Genomic DNA, 17,917 nt, shown 5'->3' with positions numbered 1-17,917 from the left:
GGATGCGCGAGATGCTGGGTGTCACGGCCGCCGTCGTCGGCCAGGGCCACGAGGACGACGTCGCGCTCATCACGGACGGACGGTTCTCGGGTGCGACGCGCGGGCCGATGATCGGGCACGCCGCGCCCGAGGCGTTCGTCGGCGGGCCGATAGCCGCACTCCAGGACGGCGACACGGTGCGCGTGGACGTCCCCGACCGAACCATCGAGACCGACCTCTCGGAGGAGGAACTCGACTCCCGACTCGACGCGTGGGAGCAGCCCGAGGCTAACTACCAGTCGGGTGTGCTCGCGAAGTACGGACGGGACTTCGGGTCGGCGGCCAACGGCGCGGTGACGAACCCTGGCGTGAAACGAGACTGAAGCGGCAGTAGAGACGTCGGCGGCGCGGTTGCGGTGCGGGTCCGGTGTCTCGGCGAGCGCCGCAGGCGCGAGCCGAGGGCCGGCGGCGGTGCTTTCCTGGCGGATGAAGGGCGAACGAGCGGAGCGAGTGAGGGCTTCGGCGGTCGCGGTGCTGTGCGGTTGCGGCGCGGAGTTGTGAGTGATCCCACCGCGAACGAGCGCAGCGAGTGAGCGGGCGCAAGGGTGACCGGAGGGAACCCGACGCGCTTTTGATCCACATTTTGCCAGCGAAGTGAGCGAAGCGAACGAAGCGCAGCAAAAGGTGGGGCTGAAAGATGAGAAAGAGTCTTTGACACGACGTACCAAAGGACTGCAATGGCCGAGATCGTCTCGACGGAAGGAACGTTGGGCGGTGAGCCACGGCTCGATGGGCGGCGGATCAGCGTGCTCCAGATCGTCGACATGGTTCGTGACGATGGGTCCCCGGAGTACGTCGCCGACCAACTCGACGTCTCGTTGGCGGAGGTTCACACCGCGCTCGCGTACTACTACGACCATCCGGAGGAGATGCGCGAGATCCGACGTCGGCACGAACAACAGGAAGAACGGCTCGAATCGCGGTCGGTCTCGCCGCCCGCCGCCGAACGGTGACGCTTCGCTTTTTCGCGGACGAACACGTTCCGAGCGCCGTCACGTCGACGCTCCGGTCGAACGGGTACACCGTCGTTACCGCACAGGAACGCTACGGTCGGGAGTCGGTCGACGAGGAACTACTCGGTGATTGCGGACGGGATGGGCTCGTCGTTCTCACGAACGACCGCGATTTCGTCGAACTCGGTGACGAGGTCGACCATGCCGGAATCGTCGTCTACACGACGCCGAATCCGTCCCCGAGCGAGTTCGCCGTCGCGATCGACCGTGTCGACCGGTTCTTTACGGCCGACGAATTGGCGAACCAGCTGGTGTGGTTGGAAAACTGGCTGTGAGTTGGAACCCCGCAGTAGCGGTACGGGTCTGGCGTCTCGGCGAGCGCCGCAGGCGCGAGCCGAGGGCCGGCGGCGGTGCTGTGCGGTTGCGGCGCGGAGTTGTGAGTGATCCTACCGCGAGCGACCAGCGGGAGCGAGCTGGCCGACGACTGACTGAAAGGAAGGAGGAGGCTTTTGATCCACATTTTGCCAGGGAGGCCGCTTCGCGGCCGACCGCAGCAAAAGGTGGTGCTGAAAGGTGGAATGGGACCGTCGTGATTCGAACACGAGTCCGACGCACCCCATGCGCCGAGGATACCAAGCTACCCCACGGTCCCGCGTTTCGACCGACGCCGGCTCGTGGATTAAGCCCTTCGTTTCGCGCACGGGAGAGACCGGAGCCCGGATGGGCGGCCGTGCCGAACCGGTGGACGGCGGCGATGGTTTCATAACCGACTCGGCTGTCGATTCGAACGATGCACCCGACGGTCCTCCAGCAGGGTCTCCCGACCACGCCCCAGCAGTTCGTAAACCAGTACGGCGACGCGATCGTGAGCGCCGCGACCACGGTGGTGCTGTTCGTCGTGGCGTTCGTCGTCATCTACCCGGTCGCCAAGTTCGTGCTGACCAGGGTGACGAAGCGCGCGCTCGAAGTCCGTGGATTCGACGGGACGGTCGTCGGGCTCGGCGGCCGGATCGCGGGGGCGCTCGCGCTGTTCGCCGCGCTCGCGCTCGCGGCGACGATCGCGGGGTTCGGGACCGTGCTCGCGGCCTTCGCGACGCTGGCCGGTGCGCTCGCGTTGGCGCTCGGGTTCGCCGCCCAGGACCTCATCGGTAACTTCGTCGCGGGCGTGTTCATCCTCCGCGACAAGCCCTTCCAGACCGGCGACTGGATCGAGTGGCCCTCGGGCGACGGCACGAAGTCGGGCGTCGTCCAGGAGATCCGGCTCCGCGTCACGAAACTCGAAACCTTCGACAACGAACTCATCACCGTGCCCAACTCGGAACTCGCCGACAACGCGGTCACCAACCCCGTGGCCAACGACCGGCTCCGGGTTCCGTTCACCTTCGGTATCGGCTACGACGACGACATCGAGCAGGCGAAGAAGATCATCCTCCAGGAGGCCGCGACGGTCGAGAACATCAAGGGCGAGCCCGAACCCGACGTGATCCTCACCGAACTCGGTGATTCGGCGGTGGGGTTGACCGCGCGCGCCCACATCGACGACCCCTCGCGCGGGAAGTACGTCCACACGCTCTCGGCGTGGGTTCAGGCCGTGAAGGAGCGCTTCGACGACGAGGGGATCGACATGCCCTACCCCTACACCGAGCTCACCGGCGCGGTCGCCGTCGATGACCCCATCGAAGTGGACCGAGCGAGCGCCGACGACTGACCGAACTACCACTCCGGTACCGACGGGACGGAAGACTATTGCGACTCACGTTAGAGGGAGACCCATGGACGAACAGCGGGAGGTAGCGGCGTTCGTGGATAGACACGACATCGAGACGAGCCTCGAGTTCCGGTTGCTGACCATGGTCGAGGAGATCGGGGAGATGGCCGAGGACGCTGTCGAGACGACGGGGTACGGGGAACGACCGGAGGAGATCGGGATAACCGAGGAGGAACTCGGCGACACCATGTTTACCCTGTTGCAGATCGCGAACGCCGCCGATATCGACGCCGGCGAGGCGCTCGAACGGACCCTCGAAAAGTACGACGAGCGGATCGACGAGACGGGGAACCCCTCGTCGGAGTGACCACGGCGGTCGACGGAAACCCGGCCCGCCGACGATCCGGCACAACACGCTCACCGAGTCAAATCAAAACGCGTTCGAGGTCGACGACGGTCTCCGAGTCGGCTTCGGGGTCGCCCACGAATCGACCGAGACAGACCGCCGCCCCGTCGGGAGTGTAGCAGGCGACCAGCGGCTCGTCGTCCTCGGGATCGATGTTCTCGACGTCCAGCACGCCGGGCGCGTACACCGGCGCGCCCTCCGCGACCTCCCGGGCGGCGTTCTCGGCGATCGTCACCCGCGGGAGGTGGGTGAGCGCGCGTTCGGCCGGCCGGACGGCCTCGGAGAGGGGTTCCGGGTCGCCCTCGTCGGCGAACGCGAGCGCGTCGGCGAGGTCGTGGAGGCTCACGAGCGTCGTGTCGTCGAACGGCGTCGTCGAGGTTCGCCGGAGGTCGCCCATGTGGCCACCGGTGCCGAGCGCGAGGCCGAGGTCGTGACACAGCTTCCTGACGTAGGTCCCGCTCTCACAGCGAATCTTGAGGAGGATCCGGCGGTCTTCGATCTCGAGCGGCGTGAGGTCGTGGATCGTCCGCACCCGGAGTCGACGGGCGACGGCGCTCTTCTTGGGGGGTTTCTGGTATATCGGGCCCTCGAATTCGGCGAGAACGTTCTCGACGTTCGCGGGGGCCGGTTTGTGGAGTTCGAGCACCGCGACGTACTCCTTGTCGCCTTCGAGGAAGACCTGGGCCATCCGGGTCGCGTCGCCGAGCAGGATCGGGAGACAGCCCGTGACCTTCGGGTCGAGGGTACCGGCGTGGGCGGCGCGGTCGACCCCGACGAGGTCGCGCACCCAGCCGGTGACCTGGTGGGCCGAGGGTCCGGGCGGTTTGTCGAGGTTCACGACCCCGAACGACCGGTCCGTCGCGGACGTGCGCTCGGTGGGCGAACCCCGCATCACAGGTCGTACGCGACGTCGACTTCGACCCCGCCCTCGTCAGCCGCGGGGTCGTAGGCGGCACACGCCTCGCCGAGCACTCGCGAGACGGCCTCCGGACTCCACCGGGCGGTGCTCACCGAGAGGTCGTAGATCGAGTGGTCGGCGAAATCGATCCCGTAGTACTCCCGATACCGCTTCGCCTCGCTCTTGGCGCGGGCCTCGGTCTCCTCGCGGGCGGTCGCCAGCGACTTGTCCTCGCGGTCGGCGATCCGGGCGGCACGAACGTCGAGCGGCGCGTCGAGCCAGATCTTGAGGTCGGCGTGCTCGCCCGCCATCCAGCCCGCGAGCCGGGATTCGAGCACGACGTCGTCGCGCTCGGCGGCGACCGCGCGCTGGCGGCGGTCGAGCGCCCGGTCGATCGCGTCGTCCTCCTCGGCCTGCCGGTTGAGTTCGAGCGCCGTCAGTCCCCGTTCGGCGGCGACCTCTCGAAAGATGTCGCCGCCGGAGACGTGGTCGTAACCGAGCGCCTCGGCGAGCGTGGCGGCCGTGGTGGATTTTCCGACGCCCGCCGGTCCGGAGATGGTAACAAACATGAAAACCATCGGACCGGCCCGATACAAAGGGATTGCGTCCTGGGTCAGCCCGTCTGCGGGGTGGTCTGGAGGTTGAGCGTCTTCTGGATCACCAGCCGGAAGGCGAACGAGCAGATGAAGTACCAGGCGAGCCAGACCGGGAGCAGCCCCAGGATCCGGCCCTCCGCACCCGTCCACGCCATCCGGCCGATCATCGGCATGACGATGTGGCGTTCGCCCTGGGCGATGTGCTCGATCCCACCACCGCCGTGAACCCCGAGCTTCCAGTACATCCAGACGAACGCCGGGATCGTCACCAGCATGATCCAGACCATCGGCCGGAACATCAGTTTGAACATCCCGAGCTGGTCGCCCATCGCATCCATCTGCTCCTGCTGGATGCGTTCGAGCGCCGCGTCGTCGCCGCGCTCGCGTGCGTCCTTCTGACGCTCCTGGATGTCGCTCATCCGCTCCTGGATGTCACCCATCTGGTCGGTGTCCATGAGCGCGGACTGAAAGAGCACGGTGTAGAGCCCGGTGAGCACCGAGAGCACGAAGATCACGGCGTAGAACGGCAGGATAACGTCGAACGGGCCGAGCACGAGGTCGGCGGTCCCGCCGACCGCGTTCCGCAGCGGGTCGAAGTAATACGAGGGCAGGAGGGCGACCGCGCCGACCGCCGCGAGCTTGTCGTACTTCGTCCACGTCCCGCCGTCGTCGTCATCGTCAGCCGACGTGTCCACGGCGTCGTCGCCGAGCACGTCGCGGATCTCGGCGGGGTTGGAGACCGCGAAGCCGTCGCCGTCGGCGTCGTGGAGGATCCCGTTCTCGATGAGCCGCCCCCACTGTCCCGAGGTGAGTTCGTCGCTGACGTCGCCCCACTGCACCGTGTGTGGCCGTGCGCTGCCGCCGTCGGGCTCGGGGTCGGGGTCGTCGTCCGTGTGCCCGGCCCGCTCGAGCACCACGGTGAGCGCCTCGGCGAACGCCGGGTCCTCGGCCACCAGCGAGCGTACTTTCTCGCCTGTTCGTCCCATTTCCGTCCAATCGGGTATGCGGCCTAATCAACCTTTTACTTCGCGTGTGGCCGCCGAACCCGCTCAGACCGCGGCGTCGATCGTCGTCCGAAGCTCCTCCCAGACCTCCTCGGGGGACCCCTCACCGTCGACCGTTTCGAGGACGCCCGCCTCGCGGTAGTACTCGATCACGGGCTCGGTGCTCTCGTGGAAGACCCGGAGCCGGTCCTTGACCGTCTCCTCGGTGTCGTCGTCGCGCTGGACGAGCTCGCTACCGCACTCGTCACAGACGCCCGCCTCCTCCGGTTGGTTGAACTCGACGTGGTAGTTCGTGCCGCACTCGGGGCAGACCCGCCGGCCGGTGAGCCGGTCGACCACCACGGACTCGTCGACGTCGAGCAGACAGACCACGTCGAGCGCGGTGATGTCGGCGAGGTACTCCGCCTGCTCCTCGTTTCGCGGGTAGCCATCGAGCACGTAGCCCTCGGACTCCGAGACCGCCTCCGCGACGATCTCGTTCACCACGGGGTCGGGGACGAGTTCACCGGCCTCCATGAACTCGCGTGGCGTGCCGAACTCGGTCTCCATGTCCTTGTTCGCCCGGAGCGCGTCGCCGGTCGTGACGTGGGGGATGTCGTACTCGTCGGCGACGTTCGTGCTCTGGGTGCCCTTGCCCGCGCCCGGCGGTCCGAGCAGCAGGACGTTGGGTTGGTTCTCGCTCATGGCCCCCGCTTCGGAAGCCACCCTAAAAGGTTTGTAGATACCGTCGCCGTTTGCCCATCGCGTCGCTTCCACCCCGCTTTTCACCGCACCCACCGAAATCGGGCCATGACCCGATTCGACGCCGACACCGAGGAAGGGAGGAGAGAGCTGTTCGTCGACGCCATCGCCGCTCACACCGAACGCGGCAGCCCGTTTCTGACGATCGAAGTCGAGGCCGACGAACCCCCGAGCGCCGACACCGGAGACGAGGGCGATGACGAGGACGAACCCGAACCCGTCCCCTGGATCCAGTTCGCCGACGGCGTGGTGAACCTTGACTGTACCGAGGACGAACTCGACCGGGCGAACGCGCTGCTTGACGAGTATGCCGAGTTCGTGGTCGACGAACTCACCCGACCCGAGAAGGCCGAGGGGGTCAATCTCCGGGTCGCGGCGCGGACGGACCCCGCGCGCGTGGCCGAGTTCGTGGATCGGGTGTTCCAGGACGTCTACGACTGTGCGCCCGACTATCGGGCGTGGATAGCGGCGGTCTGAGAAGGAGGTTCGACCGATTCAGAACGGGAGTCGTTCCTGTGCCTCGTCGGCGAGTTTGTCGATCTTGTCCTGGAACTCCTCGACCGAGCGCTCGACGTAGTGGACGCGCTCTTTGGGGATCCGGCGGACGACGTCGTTGCCGTCGCCGTCCTCGCCGACCTTCACGAGCCAGTGATCGTCGAAGTACGCGATGAACTCGTTGTCGACGACGGTCTCGATCTTGCCTTCGTCCGGGTCGTCGTAGACGATGGTTGCCTGACCGAGTTGGGGGTCGTCCATGTCCCGTGCCTGTGTCGGCCGAGGGATAAGCCCGCGGTCTGCGGGGAGAGAAAAGGGTCAGTTATCGACGTCGTCGGGGGTGACGCCGGGGGCGTCGCTGACATCGACCTCGTCGGGGTCGTCCGCGCCGCCGACGAGGACCTCGCCGTCCGGGCCGTCGACGTAGGTCTCGTCGGCGTAGCCCCCGACGGCGTTCGGCTGGTCGGGGTTTTCGAGCTTCTCGAGGGTCGCGGGGGCGTCGGGGAGACCGCCCGCGGGCGCGAACGCGCCAAGCGGGTCCTCGACCGTGATACCGAACCGGTCGAAGAACTCGCCGAACCGGGCGTGGTGCTCGTCGAGCTCGTCGACGGGGAACTCCATCATCTCGACCCAGCCGTGATTGTAGAAGTCGAAGTTGGCCTGGATGTGGGTGACCTCGCGGGCCTCGGCCTCGGTGAAGCCCTCCTGAAGCGTCGCGAGGTAGGTGTCCATCGTGGCGTCGAACAGCCCGTCGAGGTGGGCCTTGCGCTCCTCGGCGTGCTCGGGGTCGGCCTTGTCCATGAACACGCCGGTGTGGAGCCGGACGAGGCCCTGGGTCGCGAGCTCGCCGACGACGGGCGTCGAGAGGGCCTGCTTCGCCGCGAAATGTCGGATGGTCTGGTTGAGTTTCATGCCGACCCTCGGGGCGCGAGACACATCAACGCACCGTCCGTCGGGACGATGAGAAGATAGCAATTCACATTACCCCCGGCGTCGAACTCCCCCTATGCCTACCTCGTACGTAATCATCGGCGATGGGATCGCCGGGAGCTCCGCGGCCGAGACCATCCGCGAGGGCGACCCCGACGCCGACGTCACGGTGATCACCGACGAGGGCGAAGCCCTCTACAACCGGATCCTGATCAAGGAGTTCGCGAAGGGCAAGCTCCCCGAGGCCCCGATGTCGATCCACCAGCCCGGCTGGTACGACGACCGCGACATCGACCTCCGGCTCGACACCCTCGTCACCGACATCGACACCGAGGGCCACAGCCTCACGACCCACGAGGGCGACACCATCGACTACGACAAGCTCCTCATCGCGACCGGCGGCACCCCGACCCAGCTCCCCGTCGAGAACAGCGACGCCGAGGGGATCCACCACTTCTGGACGTTCGAGGACGCCCGCGGGATCGAGGCCGACATCACCGAGGCCGAGAAGGGCGTCGTGGTCGGTGCTGGACTCCTCGGGATCGACTTCGCGGCGATCTGTGGGGCCCAGGAGGTCGAGGCCAACTACCTGATGCGCGGGGAGTGCTGGTGGCGCTACGCGCTCTCGTCCGAGGGCGCGCGGATCATCCACGAGGCGCTGGAGGAGAAGAACGTTACTCCCGTGTTCGACAGCGGGGTCGACAGCTTCGAGGTCGACGACGCGGGCCACGTCACCGCCGCGGTCGCGCCGGACGGCGAGACCTACGACTGTGACTTCGTCGGGATCGCGATCGGCCTCGACTTCAACCTCGAAGTCCTCCAGGGCACCGACATCGAACTCGACGAAGGTGTCGTGGTCGACGAACACATGCGGACCTCCGTCGAGGACGTCTACGCCGCGGGCGACCTCACCCGGTTCTACGACGTGATCCTCGGCGAGCACGCCCAGAACGGGTCGTGGGGCAGCGCGAAAGAGCAGGGCTCGATCGCGGGCAAGAACATGCTCGCCGACGAGCCCGAGGCCGAGTTCCGGTGGGTCTCCTCCTACTCCATCACCCACTTCGACTTCCCCTTCCTCTCGTTCGGTCACCCCACCATCGGCGACGACTCCGTCGAGGCCTCCTTCGGCGACGACGAGTGGCGGCGGCTCGCGCTCAAGGACGGCAAGATCGTCGGCGGCGTTCTGATTGGAAATCTCGCGCCACAGAGCAAGTACAAGAAACTCATCCGCGAGGAGCGCGACGTCAGCGACTGCAAGGACCTCCTGATGGAGCCGGAGGTCGACCTCGACGAGCTCGCGACCCCCGCCGGCCAGTAACGCGACCCCGGCACGACACCGAAGCCGTTTTCCTGTATCCGGCCCGAATCCGCCCATGGAAGGCGGCAGCGGCGACATGACGCTGGCGTTCGATCTCGGCGCGCTCGAAACGCTCGCGAACCCCACCGAGGTGTTCTCCGACGCGCGGCGATGGACCGAGTACCTCGGGGTGGTCTCGGACGAACCCACCTACGTCGTCACGAACTTCACCCGCAAGAACCGGATCCGCCAGGACTTCTTCTCGGGGCCGCGCGGTCGGCGCGAGAGCCTCGAGAACGTCAAGAACCAGTTTGACACCGACCGCCACGTCTTCGTCGGTACGGGCGAGGCCGACGCCGACCTCGCCGACGAGGTCGACTGGGAGTACCTCGCGGTCACCGACGCCGCCGACGCCGCGGGCTGGACGCTCGACGACGGCGACGAGGAACCGGAACCGGAACCCGAGACCCGCGACGACTGGCCCTGACCCGCCGGCGTCGCACGATGGAACGTTTTAATAGCCCGAGCCGGAAGCCGAAACCATGTCGGTAGGGGTCCGGGCCGCGATCCGCGCCGGAGCGAGGCGAACCGCCTCGCGCGACGGGCTGGTGCTCGCCCTCGCGTTCGCGGCCGTCGGGGTCGTCGGCGTGGTCGGGGGCCAGACCCTGCTCCGCGACGCCGCCGAGCCGGCCCTCGAAACCCTTCGTACCCGACCCACCGCCGAGACGGGGTTCACGCCAAGCGAGGTCCGGACGGTCGCGGACGCGCTCGACGCCACGACACCGCTCGCGCTCGGCGTGTCCGCCTCGGTCGCGAGCGGGCTCGTCGTCCTCGCGGGCGTTCTCCGGGAGGTGTTTCGGATCGTCGCGGTTCGGACCTTCGCCGCCGACCCGACGAGCCTCACCCGCGACCGGCTGCGCCCGCTCGTCCTCCCGACGCTCAACGGGGTCGTCGGCGGGCTCGCGGTCTGGTTTCTGGTCGGGCTCGGCGGGGTGCTCGGGATCCTCGCGGTCGTCGTCGGCGGGGCGGTCGCGGCGCTGTTCCTCGCGACGTCGTTCTTCTTCCTGCGCCAGGAGATCGCGGTCGAGAACCGGAACTTCGTCGACGCGCTGAACGAGAGCTGGCGGGTCGCCAGCGGCCACCGCCTCCGGCTCCTCGGGCTCGGCGTCGCGGTCGTCGCGCTCACCATCGTCCCCCTCGTGGTGGTTCGCGCCCTCTTCGGTGTGCTCTTCGGACCGGCCGTGGCGTGGGTCGCGTGGGTGTGCTTCGGCGGCCCGGCGGCGGTCTTCGGCACCGCGACCGTCACCCACGCCTACACACAGCTCCGGACCGAACCGCGTGACCTCGACCCCGGTGGACCGTGGATCGACCGATGACCCCGGCGTTTAACCCCGGTGCGCCCCAATCGCCCACATGACCAAGCCGCGCGTCCCGGGCAGCCGCGAGACCGGGATCGACCTCCCGTGCGGGGAGTCGGTCGCGGTCTCGGCCCTCGACATGGGCCTCCGGGAGTTCGAGTGTTCGTGTGGCGCGCGCCACGCCGTCGTGATGGACGTCCACCCGCTGAGCCGGTTCGTCCCCGAGTCCCTCGTCTCGGTGCTCGAAACCGCGATCGAACCCACCGACGGCGGCACGTTCGATACCCGTCACCTCATGGGCGTCGTGCTGGAGGAGTTCCCCGAGGAGGTCGTCGGCGAGGACGTCTCGGAGGACACCGACGTGGGCTACGCGTGGGTCTGGGTCGCCGAGTTCGACTCCCGCCGTCTCCACGAGGTGGTGGTCGAACTCGTCGTCGAACTGATGGACCACGCCGTGAGTCACGCCGAGAACGACGCGGCCCGACACGAGTTCGAATCCCAGCTTCAGGAGTTCGACGTCGAGGCGTTCGTCGACGCCTATCGCCGCGAGCGCGACTTCGAGCGCGGAACCGACACACCCGTCTGACACCGGCTGTCACCCCCGGAGCACCGCCATCGAGCGATTCGCCGGGACACCCGTCATACGACTGTCTGACGTGGTGTTATGTGGCTCCGCACCATGGGACACGTATGCAACTCCGGCGGAGCGAGTTCGAGCGGATCCGAACCGTGCTCTCGGAGACCGGCGTCACCGAACCCCTCACCGCCCGCGAGATACACGACCTCCTCCAAGCCAACGGCGAGGAGCTCGACAGCCCCCACCAGGTCGCGACCGTGCTGGGCCGTCGGTCCGAAACCGGCGACGTCGAAGTGCTGCACGACCGGCCCTACCGGTATCTGATCCGCGACGAAGCCAACTGATCTCGACTCACCGTTCGACACCCCGATCCGCCGGCTCGTGAGCCGGGTTCCGACCGTTTCTCCGACTCGTTCGATTTCTACCACGCTTTCAGCACACCGAGAGCGGGACGCACGGCCAGTGCGCCGCCCTCGTGCCTCCGATTTCGAAAATCGAAGTTCAGCTACGCATCTCGTACCGATTCGCCGGGCTTATTACGATGTGCGAACTGGCGTGGGTAATGACACACGCAGACCGGACCATCCTGCTCATCGGCAGCGGCCCGATCCAGATCGGGCAGGCCGCGGAGTTCGACTACTCGGGGGCACAGGCGTGCCGCGCGCTCGCCGAGGAGGGCGCGCGCGTCGTCCTCGTCAACTCGAACCCCGCGACCATCATGACCGACCCCGAGATGGCCGACGCGGTCTACATCGAGCCCATCACCACCGAGGCCATCGCGGAGATCATCGAGAAGGAGCGTCCGGACGGCGTGATCGCGGGGCTCGGCGGGCAAACGGGATTGAACGTCACCGCCGAGCTCGCCGAGGAGGGCGTGCTCGAAAAGTACGACGTCGAGATCATGGGCACGCCGCTCGACACCATCTACGCGACCGAGGATCGCGAGCTGTTCCGCCACCGGATGGAGGAGGTCGGCCAGCCCGTCGCGAAGTCGGTGACCATCGAGTCGGTCGAGGAGATCGAGGACGCCGTCGAGGCGGTCGGCGGGCTCCCGGTGATCATGCGGACGACCTACACCCTCGGGGGGAGCGGGTCGGGCGTCGTCGCGGAGATGGACGAGCTGAAGGAGAGCGTCCGGAAGGGGCTGCGGCTCTCCAGAAATGGAGAAGTCCTGATCACCGAGTCGATCGCGGGCTGGGTCGAACTGGAGTACGAGGTGATGCGCGACGCCGACGACTCGTGTATCATCATCTGTAACATGGAGAACCTCGACCCGATGGGGATTCATACTGGCGAGTCGATGGTCGTCACCCCCTCGCAGGTGATCCCCGACGACGGCCACCAGGACATGCGGACCGCCGCGCTCGACGTGATCCGCGAGCTCGGTATCCAGGGTGGCTGTAACATCCAGTTCGCGTGGCGCGACGACGGCTCGCCCGGCGGCGAGTATCGTGTCGTCGAGGTCAATCCTCGGGTCTCGCGCTCGTCGGCGCTGGCCTCGAAGGCCACCGGCTACCCGATCGCACGCGTGACCGCGAAGGTCGCGCTCGGCAAGCGCCTCCACGAGATCGAGAACGAAATTACTGGTGAGACGACCGCCGCCTTCGAGCCCGCGATCGACTACGTCGTCACCAAGATCCCGCGGTGGCCGAACCAGAAGTTTTCAGATGTCGATTTCGAACTCGGGACGGCGATGAAGAGCACCGGGGAGGCGATGTCGATCGGACGGACCTTCGAGGAATCCCTCTTGAAGGCGCTCCGTTCGACCGAGTACGAACCGGACGTCGACTGGGCCGCCCTCGACGACGCGGCGCTCGAAACCCAGTACCTCGAACGGCCCACTCCCGACCGCCCGTACGCGATGTTCGAGGCGTTCGGACGGGGCTACTCGGTCGACGAGGTCTCGAAATTCACGGGGATCAAACCGTGGTACGTCGAGCGCTACGCCCGGATCGCCGAGGCCGCGAGCGCGGCCGCGGAGGGTGACTTCGAGCCCGCGGCCGACGTGGGCTTCACCAACCAGGAGGTCGCGGCGCTCGCCGCGGGCGACGACGGCGTGGTGACGCGGGCCGACGGAGCCGGCGGAACGACGGCCGACGAGGCCCCGATCGACGCGGTCGAAGCCGACGCGTCGCCCCGTGATTTCAAGCAGGTCGACACCTGTGCGGGCGAGTTCGAAGCCTCCACGCCGTACTACTACTCCGCCCGCGAGCGCCTCTCGGGTATCGACCACGACGAGGTCCAGGTGAACCGCGACGTCGAGAGCGTCGTGATCGTCGGTGGCGGTCCCATCCGGATCGGTCAGGGCGTCGAGTTCGACTACTGTACCGTGCACGCCGTGCGCGCGCTCCGCGAGATGGGGATCGAAGCCCACGTCGTCAACAACAACCCCGAGACCGTCTCGACGGACTACGACACCTCCGATGGCCTCTTCTTCGAACCGATCACCCCCGAGGAGGTCGCCGACGTGATCGAGACCACCGGGGCCGACGGCGTGATGGTCCAGTTCGGCGGCCAGACCTCCGTCGACATCGGCCGTGGCTTGGAGGCCGAACTCGACCGTCGCAGCCTCGACTGTGAGGTTCTGGGGACGACCGTCGAGGCGATGGACCTCGCGGAGAACCGGGACAGGTTCAACCGCCTGATGGACGACCTCGGGATCGCTCAGCCCGCGGGCGGGGCGGCCGAGAGTGAGGCCGAGGCGCTCGACCTCGCCCACGAGATCGGCTACCCCGTCCTCGTCCGTCCGAGCTACGTCCTCGGCGGGCGCGCGATGGACGTCGTCTACGACGACGCGGACCTGAAGAGCTACGTCGAGGAGGCCGTCAGGGTGAGTCCCGACCAGCCGATTCTGGTCGACCAGTTCCTCGAAGGCGCGGTCGAACTCGACGTCGACGCCGTGGCCGACGGCGAGGAAGTCCTGATCGGTGGGATCATGGAGCACGTCGAGAGCGCGGGGGTTCACTCGGGCGACTCGGCCTGCATGATCCCCCCCGAATCGCTCGACAGTGAGGTTCTCGGCCGGGTTCGCGAGGTCGTCGAGGACATCGCCGAGGCGCTCGGTACGGTGGGCCTGCTCAACGTTCAGTTGGCGGTCAAAGATGGAGAGGTCTACGTCCTGGAGGCGAACCCCCGTTCTTCACGCACGGTGCCGTTCGTCTCGAAGGCGACCGGGGTCCCGATCGCCAAACTCGCGGCCCAGGTGATGGCGGGCACCTCGCTCACCGAGCTGGCGGCGACCGAGCAGGTCCCCGAACAGACCAGCGTCAAGGAGGTCGTGCTGCCGTTCGACCGCCTGCCAGGTAGCGACCCCAGACTGGGCCCGGAGATGAAGAGCACGGGCGAGGTGATGGGCACCGCCGACAGTTTCGGCAAGGCCTACGGGAAGGCCCAGTCGGCGACCAACAAACCCGTCCCGACAGGTGGGACGGCCGTCGTCGACCTCTCGGACCCCGAGTTCCCCGACCCCGAGAGCGAGGCCGGGCGCGCGCTCCGCGACGAGTTCGCCGAGCACTTCGAGCTCCGCGAGTTCGACGACCTCGAAACGGCGATCATGGACGGCGAGGTCGACCTCATGGTCTCGCGGAACCGCGACGCGCTCGAAGTCTGTGTCGAGGAAGAGGTCACCTACTTCTCGACGACGGCGAGCGCACGGGCCGCGCTGTCGGCACTCGAATCACGCGACGAGGATTCGGCGGTCGAGGCGGTCGGCGACCGGCCGACGACCGAAGCGACCTGGGGCGCGTAGCGACGGACCCGACGGCTACAACACGGCCGTCCTCCTTCTCTCGGTATGACTGCGGACCAACTCGCCGACGTGTTTCCGAGCATCGAGCGGATCGAGGACGACGACCTCCAGGCGGGCGTGCGCGAGGCGTGGGCCACGGCGATAGCCGAGAACGGCATCGACTCGCTCGAATCCTTGCTGTGGTATCCGCCCGCCCAGCGGAAACTCGACCTCCCCGACGAAACCTTCGTCGAGCACGTCCGGGACGTCGTCGCGGGCGCGCTGGCGCTCGGCGAGATGTTGATCGAGCACCGCGACGCCGACCTCGATCTCGACCGCCTGCTCGCGGGCGCGCTGGTCCACGACATCAGCAAACTTTACGAGTTCGACGGGATGGAGAGTACGCGGATCGAAGAACTGCTCGGGCATCCCCACTACGGGGTCTACGTCACCGCCGCGGCGGGCCTTCCGGTCGAGGTCACGCACATGGTGCTCTCACACACCTCGCGGACGGCTGTCGAGCCCGCCACGCTCGAAGCCGTCGTCCTCCGACGGGCCGACGAGGCCGCGGCCGCCGCGATCCGGTGGGAAGCGACCGACGACCTCCGCGAGGTCTGATTCGGGAGTTCTCGTCACACGAAGACAGCAGGCATTTATCGCCGTCCGGTGAACGAACGGTCAATGCGTCGCCGCCTCGACCTGTTCGGGACCATCCACTTCGACCGGCTCTCGAAGGTCGAGGACGAACTCACGGACTACGTGCGGGAGGCGGATGCCGACGCCGTCTTCATCGAGTGGCCCACGGACACGATCACAGGTCGAATGGCCGCCCGAGCGGCGATACGCGTTCCGCTCGTGCTTCTGGGTGGTATCGTGCTGAATTTGATGCGGTCGCCGTACTACCTCCTGTTCAACCGTCGGTTCGATTCGACCGAACACGTCGCTACCGAACGGCTGTCACCGGAGACGCCGGTTCATTCGGTCGATCGGTCCCTAGTCTCGGTGATGACGGAGTCGGGCCCGCTGGCGATCGCACTCAGTTGGCTCGTCCTGATCGCATTCCTCGTTATCGCTCCGATTCAGACCGCGGTCACGGTCGGAGTGCTGCTCGCGGTCGGCGTGGGCTTTCGGCTGGTGTTTCGCCGTGACCGCAGCCTCGCAGCGGTTGTGGGGACGCTCGTCGCCGTCGCCGGGATCCTCGCCACGGCGTGGTTCGATATCGAGGCGACGGCCGGGCTCCTCTTGCTCGTCGCGCTCCCGCTCGCCGGTGCGGTCGTGGTGTCGCTCAACCCGGGGAAGATCCTCCGCGGGAGCGCCAGGCTCGGGTTGGTCGCCCTCTTCGGCTGGTTAGTACTCTCGACGGATCTCGTCGTCGGATGGTTCGTGATGGGGTCCTACGCGGCGATCGGACAGTTCGCCCACCGAACGCTCGATACCCGCAACGAGCACATGCTGGATCGGATGACGACGATCGCCGACGAGAACGGGTACGATACCATGGTCCTCGTCACCGGGCTCGCGCACGTTTCGGGACTCGGCGAGCGTGCGACCGGGCACAGCCTCCGCGTCTCGCGAACCTACACCCCGAGGTGGCTCCGCACCGGCACGATCGACGACGACCCCGAGTTCGAGCCGGACGAGGAGCAGAGGCGGGTGTCGCGGGACCACCCGATCCAGCCGGGTTCGACGGGGCGACGAGCGGCCGCGAGCCTCGTCGACCTCACGGCGGTCATGGTGTTAACGTGGGCGCTGGCTCGCGGGCTCGACCTCGTTCCGGGCCTTCGAAGCGAGACGGGGTTCGTACTGGTCGGGTTCGCGCTGATAGCGTTCGGTTACCACCTCGGGCTCGAAGCCGCCTTCGGGCGCACGCTCGGGAAACGACTCACGAGGCTCGTCGTCACCGACGAGGAGGGGTACGAGCCCTCCCGCCGAGCCTGTCTCGTGCGGAACCTCGTTCGGCCCGTCGACTTCCTGATCTTCTACTTCGTCGGGTTCGTGACGATGGGGCTGACGAAGCGACGCCAGCGGCTCGGGGACCTCCTCGCTGGAACGGAAGTCAGAAAGGTCGATTAGTCGGTTCAGTCCGCGGTCGGCGCGACGCGCGCCTCGGCCATCCCGAGCACGTCGTCGAAGAACCCGAGCGAATCGTGCGGACCGGGGTTGGCTTCGGGGTGGTACTGCCGGGTCAGCACGTCGAGGTCGTCGCTTTCGAGCCCTTCGGGGGTGTCGTCGTTGACGTTGACCTGGGTGACGTCGAGGTCGTCGCCGGGTTCGGCGACCGTGTAGCCGTGGTTCTGGGTGGTCATCACGACCTGGCCGGTCTCGAGGTCCCGAACCGGCTGGTTGACCCCGCGGTGGCCGAAGGTCATCTTCTCGGTCTTCCCGCCGAGCGCGCTCGCGACGACCTGCTGGCCGAGACAGATCCCCGCGATGGGGACCTCGCCGGCGAACTCCCTGACGAGCTCCTGGGCCGCGCCGAAGTTCTCGGGGTCGCCGGGGCCGTTCGAGACGAATAGGATGTCGGGGTCGGCCTCGGCCACCGTCGCCGCCGTCGTGTCGTATGGGAAGACGGTGACGTCGGCACCGCGCTCGACCAACGAGGAGACGATCGAGCCCTTCGCGCCGCAGTCGATCAACGCGACATCGTACTTCCCGTCACCCGCGTGGTGGACGGGCTCGGTCACGCTGACCGCGGCCCCGATGTCGACGTGGTCGCTCATCGCTTTACACTGATCGAGCTCTGCGCGCGCGTCGTCCGGCGTCGCGTCGGGCCCCGCGGCGATACCACATTTCATCGCACCTTCTTCCCTGACTTCGGTCACCACGTCGCGGGTGTCGAGGTGGTCGACCGCGGGGACCCCCTCGTCCGTGAGCCACTCGGCGACGTCGTCGGTGAGCTCGCGTGCGACGACCGCCGTGGGCTGGACATGGGTGGACTCGAATCGCTCGTCCCGGACGCCGTAGTTCCCGATCAGGGGATACGAGAAGGTCAGGACCTGCTCGGCGTAGGAGGGGTCCGTGAGGCTTTCTTCATACCCTGTGTACGCGGTGGTGAACACCAGTTCGCCGCGCGCGGTGCCCGGTGCGCGCGCCCGCCCGGTCAGGACGTGCCCGCCCTCGATTGCCACGTAGGCGTCGGTCATTACGATATCCGTATAGACGCGGCCCTAATAATGGTTGTGTTCGAA

21 protein-coding genes and 1 tRNA gene are annotated in these 17,917 nt (G+C 67.4%); 14 read left to right on the top strand and 8 right to left on the bottom strand.

Translation table 11 applies throughout. The features are described 5' to 3' along the window. The 3 genes from D3261_RS01950 to D3261_RS01940 form a co-directional block, all read left to right on the top strand. Nucleotides 1–362 (top strand): dihydroxy-acid dehydratase (locus tag D3261_RS01950; RefSeq protein WP_199693869.1); only part of this gene is annotated, 362 nt, incomplete at its 5' end. Between the two features lie 354 nt (nucleotides 363–716). Further along, nucleotides 717–992, top strand: coding sequence for a DUF433 domain-containing protein (locus D3261_RS01945; protein ID WP_120068178.1), 276 nt, complete (start codon nucleotides 717–719; stop codon nucleotides 990–992). Then, on the top strand, nucleotides 989–1,327 hold the full coding sequence (locus tag D3261_RS01940; RefSeq protein WP_120068175.1) for a DUF5615 family PIN-like protein: 339 nt from the start codon (nucleotides 989–991) through the stop codon (nucleotides 1,325–1,327). The genes D3261_RS01945 and D3261_RS01940 overlap by 4 nt, the downstream gene beginning before the upstream one ends. Before the next feature lie 244 nt (nucleotides 1,328–1,571). On the opposite strand, the gene D3261_RS01935 is transcribed toward D3261_RS01940, so the two are convergent. Next, nucleotides 1,572–1,644 (bottom strand) — tRNA-Pro (locus D3261_RS01935). Nucleotides 1,645–1,782: 138 nt separating this feature from the next. On the opposite strand from D3261_RS01935, the gene D3261_RS01930 reads away from it, so the two are divergent. Next, nucleotides 1,783–2,700 carry a mechanosensitive ion channel family protein gene (locus D3261_RS01930; protein ID WP_120068172.1) on the top strand — a complete coding sequence of 306 codons (918 nt, stop codon included), beginning with the start codon at nucleotides 1,783–1,785 and terminating at the stop codon, nucleotides 2,698–2,700. Between the two features lie 64 nt (nucleotides 2,701–2,764). Further along, nucleotides 2,765–3,067 (top strand): MazG nucleotide pyrophosphohydrolase domain-containing protein, encoded by a 303-nt coding sequence (locus D3261_RS01925; RefSeq protein WP_120068169.1) that lies wholly within the window; start codon nucleotides 2,765–2,767, stop codon nucleotides 3,065–3,067. A gap of 58 nt (nucleotides 3,068–3,125) precedes the next feature. On the opposite strand, the gene D3261_RS01920 is transcribed toward D3261_RS01925, so the two are convergent. From D3261_RS01920 to D3261_RS01905, 4 genes are all read right to left on the bottom strand, one after another. After that, a complete protein-coding gene (locus D3261_RS01920; RefSeq protein WP_120068166.1) occupies nucleotides 3,126–3,998 on the bottom strand; it encodes an RNA-guided pseudouridylation complex pseudouridine synthase subunit Cbf5 in 873 nt (290 codons plus the stop codon). Beyond that, nucleotides 3,998–4,573: a (d)CMP kinase gene (gene cmk, locus D3261_RS01915; RefSeq protein ID WP_120068260.1), complete on the bottom strand. Its 576-nt coding sequence runs from the start codon at nucleotides 4,571–4,573 to the stop codon at nucleotides 3,998–4,000. The genes D3261_RS01920 and cmk overlap by 1 nt, the downstream gene beginning before the upstream one ends. 44 nt (nucleotides 4,574–4,617) lie before the next feature. Next, nucleotides 4,618–5,586 carry a DUF106 domain-containing protein gene (locus D3261_RS01910; RefSeq protein WP_120068163.1) on the bottom strand — a complete coding sequence of 323 codons (969 nt, stop codon included), beginning with the start codon at nucleotides 5,584–5,586 and terminating at the stop codon, nucleotides 4,618–4,620. Between the two features lie 63 nt (nucleotides 5,587–5,649). Beyond that, nucleotides 5,650–6,288 (bottom strand): adenylate kinase, encoded by a 639-nt coding sequence (locus D3261_RS01905; RefSeq protein ID WP_120068160.1) that lies wholly within the window; start codon nucleotides 6,286–6,288, stop codon nucleotides 5,650–5,652. Nucleotides 6,289–6,393: 105 nt separating this feature from the next. On the opposite strand from D3261_RS01905, the gene D3261_RS01900 reads away from it, so the two are divergent. After that, a complete protein-coding gene (locus D3261_RS01900; protein WP_120068157.1) occupies nucleotides 6,394–6,822 on the top strand; it encodes a hypothetical protein in 429 nt (142 codons plus the stop codon). A gap of 18 nt (nucleotides 6,823–6,840) precedes the next feature. Here the strand turns inward: D3261_RS01900 and D3261_RS01895 are convergent, their stop codons facing one another. Both D3261_RS01895 and D3261_RS01890 read right to left on the bottom strand, forming a co-directional pair. Further along, nucleotides 6,841–7,101 (bottom strand): hypothetical protein, encoded by a 261-nt coding sequence (locus tag D3261_RS01895; RefSeq protein WP_120068154.1) that lies wholly within the window; start codon nucleotides 7,099–7,101, stop codon nucleotides 6,841–6,843. Between the two features lie 57 nt (nucleotides 7,102–7,158). Continuing rightward, nucleotides 7,159–7,752, bottom strand: a complete 594-nt coding sequence (locus tag D3261_RS01890) for a DUF6149 family protein (RefSeq protein WP_120068151.1) — start codon at nucleotides 7,750–7,752, stop codon at nucleotides 7,159–7,161. A 94-nt stretch (nucleotides 7,753–7,846) separates the two neighbouring features. Here D3261_RS01890 and D3261_RS01885 point away from each other — a divergent pair, with 94 nt between their 5' ends. The 8 genes from D3261_RS01885 (at nucleotide 7,847) to D3261_RS01850 (ending at nucleotide 16,802) form a co-directional block, all read left to right on the top strand. Further along, a complete protein-coding gene (locus tag D3261_RS01885) occupies nucleotides 7,847–9,088 on the top strand; it encodes an NAD(P)/FAD-dependent oxidoreductase (protein WP_120068148.1) in 1,242 nt (413 codons plus the stop codon). 55 nt (nucleotides 9,089–9,143) lie between these two features. After that, nucleotides 9,144–9,554 carry a hypothetical protein gene (locus D3261_RS01880; RefSeq protein WP_120068145.1) on the top strand — a complete coding sequence of 137 codons (411 nt, stop codon included), beginning with the start codon at nucleotides 9,144–9,146 and terminating at the stop codon, nucleotides 9,552–9,554. A gap of 55 nt (nucleotides 9,555–9,609) precedes the next feature. After that, complete coding sequence (locus tag D3261_RS01875; protein WP_120068142.1) at nucleotides 9,610–10,443, top strand: hypothetical protein; 834 nt, start codon at nucleotides 9,610–9,612, stop codon at nucleotides 10,441–10,443. A gap of 37 nt (nucleotides 10,444–10,480) precedes the next feature. Beyond that, the gene (locus tag D3261_RS01870) at nucleotides 10,481–11,011 is read left to right on the top strand and encodes a DUF5815 family protein (RefSeq protein WP_120068140.1); all 531 of its coding nucleotides are present in this window, start codon (nucleotides 10,481–10,483) and stop codon (nucleotides 11,009–11,011) included. Nucleotides 11,012–11,115: 104 nt separating this feature from the next. Then, the gene (locus D3261_RS01865) at nucleotides 11,116–11,346 is read left to right on the top strand and encodes a hypothetical protein (protein WP_120068137.1); all 231 of its coding nucleotides are present in this window, start codon (nucleotides 11,116–11,118) and stop codon (nucleotides 11,344–11,346) included. Between the two features lie 218 nt (nucleotides 11,347–11,564). Further along, nucleotides 11,565–14,750 (top strand): carbamoyl-phosphate synthase large subunit, encoded by a 3,186-nt coding sequence (carB, locus tag D3261_RS01860; protein WP_120068135.1) that lies wholly within the window; start codon nucleotides 11,565–11,567, stop codon nucleotides 14,748–14,750. Nucleotides 14,751–14,795: 45 nt separating this feature from the next. After that, nucleotides 14,796–15,347: an HD domain-containing protein gene (locus tag D3261_RS01855; protein ID WP_120068133.1), complete on the top strand. Its 552-nt coding sequence runs from the start codon at nucleotides 14,796–14,798 to the stop codon at nucleotides 15,345–15,347. Between the two features lie 63 nt (nucleotides 15,348–15,410). After that, nucleotides 15,411–16,802 (top strand): RDD family protein, encoded by a 1,392-nt coding sequence (locus tag D3261_RS01850; protein WP_120068131.1) that lies wholly within the window; start codon nucleotides 15,411–15,413, stop codon nucleotides 16,800–16,802. A 5-nt stretch (nucleotides 16,803–16,807) separates the two neighbouring features. On the opposite strand, the gene carA is transcribed toward D3261_RS01850, so the two are convergent. Next, on the bottom strand, nucleotides 16,808–17,872 hold the full coding sequence (carA, locus tag D3261_RS01845) for a glutamine-hydrolyzing carbamoyl-phosphate synthase small subunit (RefSeq protein WP_120068128.1): 1,065 nt from the start codon (nucleotides 17,870–17,872) through the stop codon (nucleotides 16,808–16,810). Nucleotides 17,873–17,917 lie beyond the last annotated feature (45 nt).

This window comes from Halococcus sp. IIIV-5B (genome assembly GCF_003602035.1).
Lineage (GTDB): Archaea > Halobacteriota > Halobacteria > Halobacteriales > Halococcaceae > Halococcus > Halococcus salsus.
This window is presented reverse-complemented; position numbering and strand designations above follow the sequence as displayed.

Bases quoted from the DNA above. Each gene is read 5' to 3' on its own strand.
- D3261_RS01945 (WP_120068178.1), top strand. From the start codon at position 717: ATGGCCGAGATCGTCTCGACGGAAGGAACGTTGGGCGGTGAGCCACGG.
- D3261_RS01930 (WP_120068172.1), top strand. From the start codon at position 1,783: ATGCACCCGACGGTCCTCCAGCAGGGTCTCCCGACCACGCCCCAGCAG.
- D3261_RS01925 (WP_120068169.1), top strand. From the start codon at position 2,765: ATGGACGAACAGCGGGAGGTAGCGGCGTTCGTGGATAGACACGACATC.
- D3261_RS01920 (WP_120068166.1), bottom strand. From the start codon at position 3,998: ATGCGGGGTTCGCCCACCGAGCGCACGTCCGCGACGGACCGGTCGTTC.
- cmk (WP_120068260.1), bottom strand. From the start codon at position 4,573: ATGTTTGTTACCATCTCCGGACCGGCGGGCGTCGGAAAATCCACCACG.
- D3261_RS01910 (WP_120068163.1), bottom strand. From the start codon at position 5,586: ATGGGACGAACAGGCGAGAAAGTACGCTCGCTGGTGGCCGAGGACCCG.
- D3261_RS01905 (WP_120068160.1), bottom strand. From the start codon at position 6,288: ATGAGCGAGAACCAACCCAACGTCCTGCTGCTCGGACCGCCGGGCGCG.
- D3261_RS01900 (WP_120068157.1), top strand. From the start codon at position 6,394: ATGACCCGATTCGACGCCGACACCGAGGAAGGGAGGAGAGAGCTGTTC.
- D3261_RS01895 (WP_120068154.1), bottom strand. From the start codon at position 7,101: ATGGACGACCCCCAACTCGGTCAGGCAACCATCGTCTACGACGACCCG.
- D3261_RS01890 (WP_120068151.1), bottom strand. From the start codon at position 7,752: ATGAAACTCAACCAGACCATCCGACATTTCGCGGCGAAGCAGGCCCTC.
- D3261_RS01885 (WP_120068148.1), top strand. From the start codon at position 7,847: ATGCCTACCTCGTACGTAATCATCGGCGATGGGATCGCCGGGAGCTCC.
- D3261_RS01880 (WP_120068145.1), top strand. From the start codon at position 9,144: ATGGAAGGCGGCAGCGGCGACATGACGCTGGCGTTCGATCTCGGCGCG.
- D3261_RS01875 (WP_120068142.1), top strand. From the start codon at position 9,610: ATGTCGGTAGGGGTCCGGGCCGCGATCCGCGCCGGAGCGAGGCGAACC.
- D3261_RS01870 (WP_120068140.1), top strand. From the start codon at position 10,481: ATGACCAAGCCGCGCGTCCCGGGCAGCCGCGAGACCGGGATCGACCTC.
- D3261_RS01865 (WP_120068137.1), top strand. From the start codon at position 11,116: ATGCAACTCCGGCGGAGCGAGTTCGAGCGGATCCGAACCGTGCTCTCG.
- carB (WP_120068135.1), top strand. From the start codon at position 11,565: ATGACACACGCAGACCGGACCATCCTGCTCATCGGCAGCGGCCCGATC.
- D3261_RS01855 (WP_120068133.1), top strand. From the start codon at position 14,796: ATGACTGCGGACCAACTCGCCGACGTGTTTCCGAGCATCGAGCGGATC.
- D3261_RS01850 (WP_120068131.1), top strand. From the start codon at position 15,411: ATGCGTCGCCGCCTCGACCTGTTCGGGACCATCCACTTCGACCGGCTC.
- carA (WP_120068128.1), bottom strand. From the start codon at position 17,872: ATGACCGACGCCTACGTGGCAATCGAGGGCGGGCACGTCCTGACCGGG.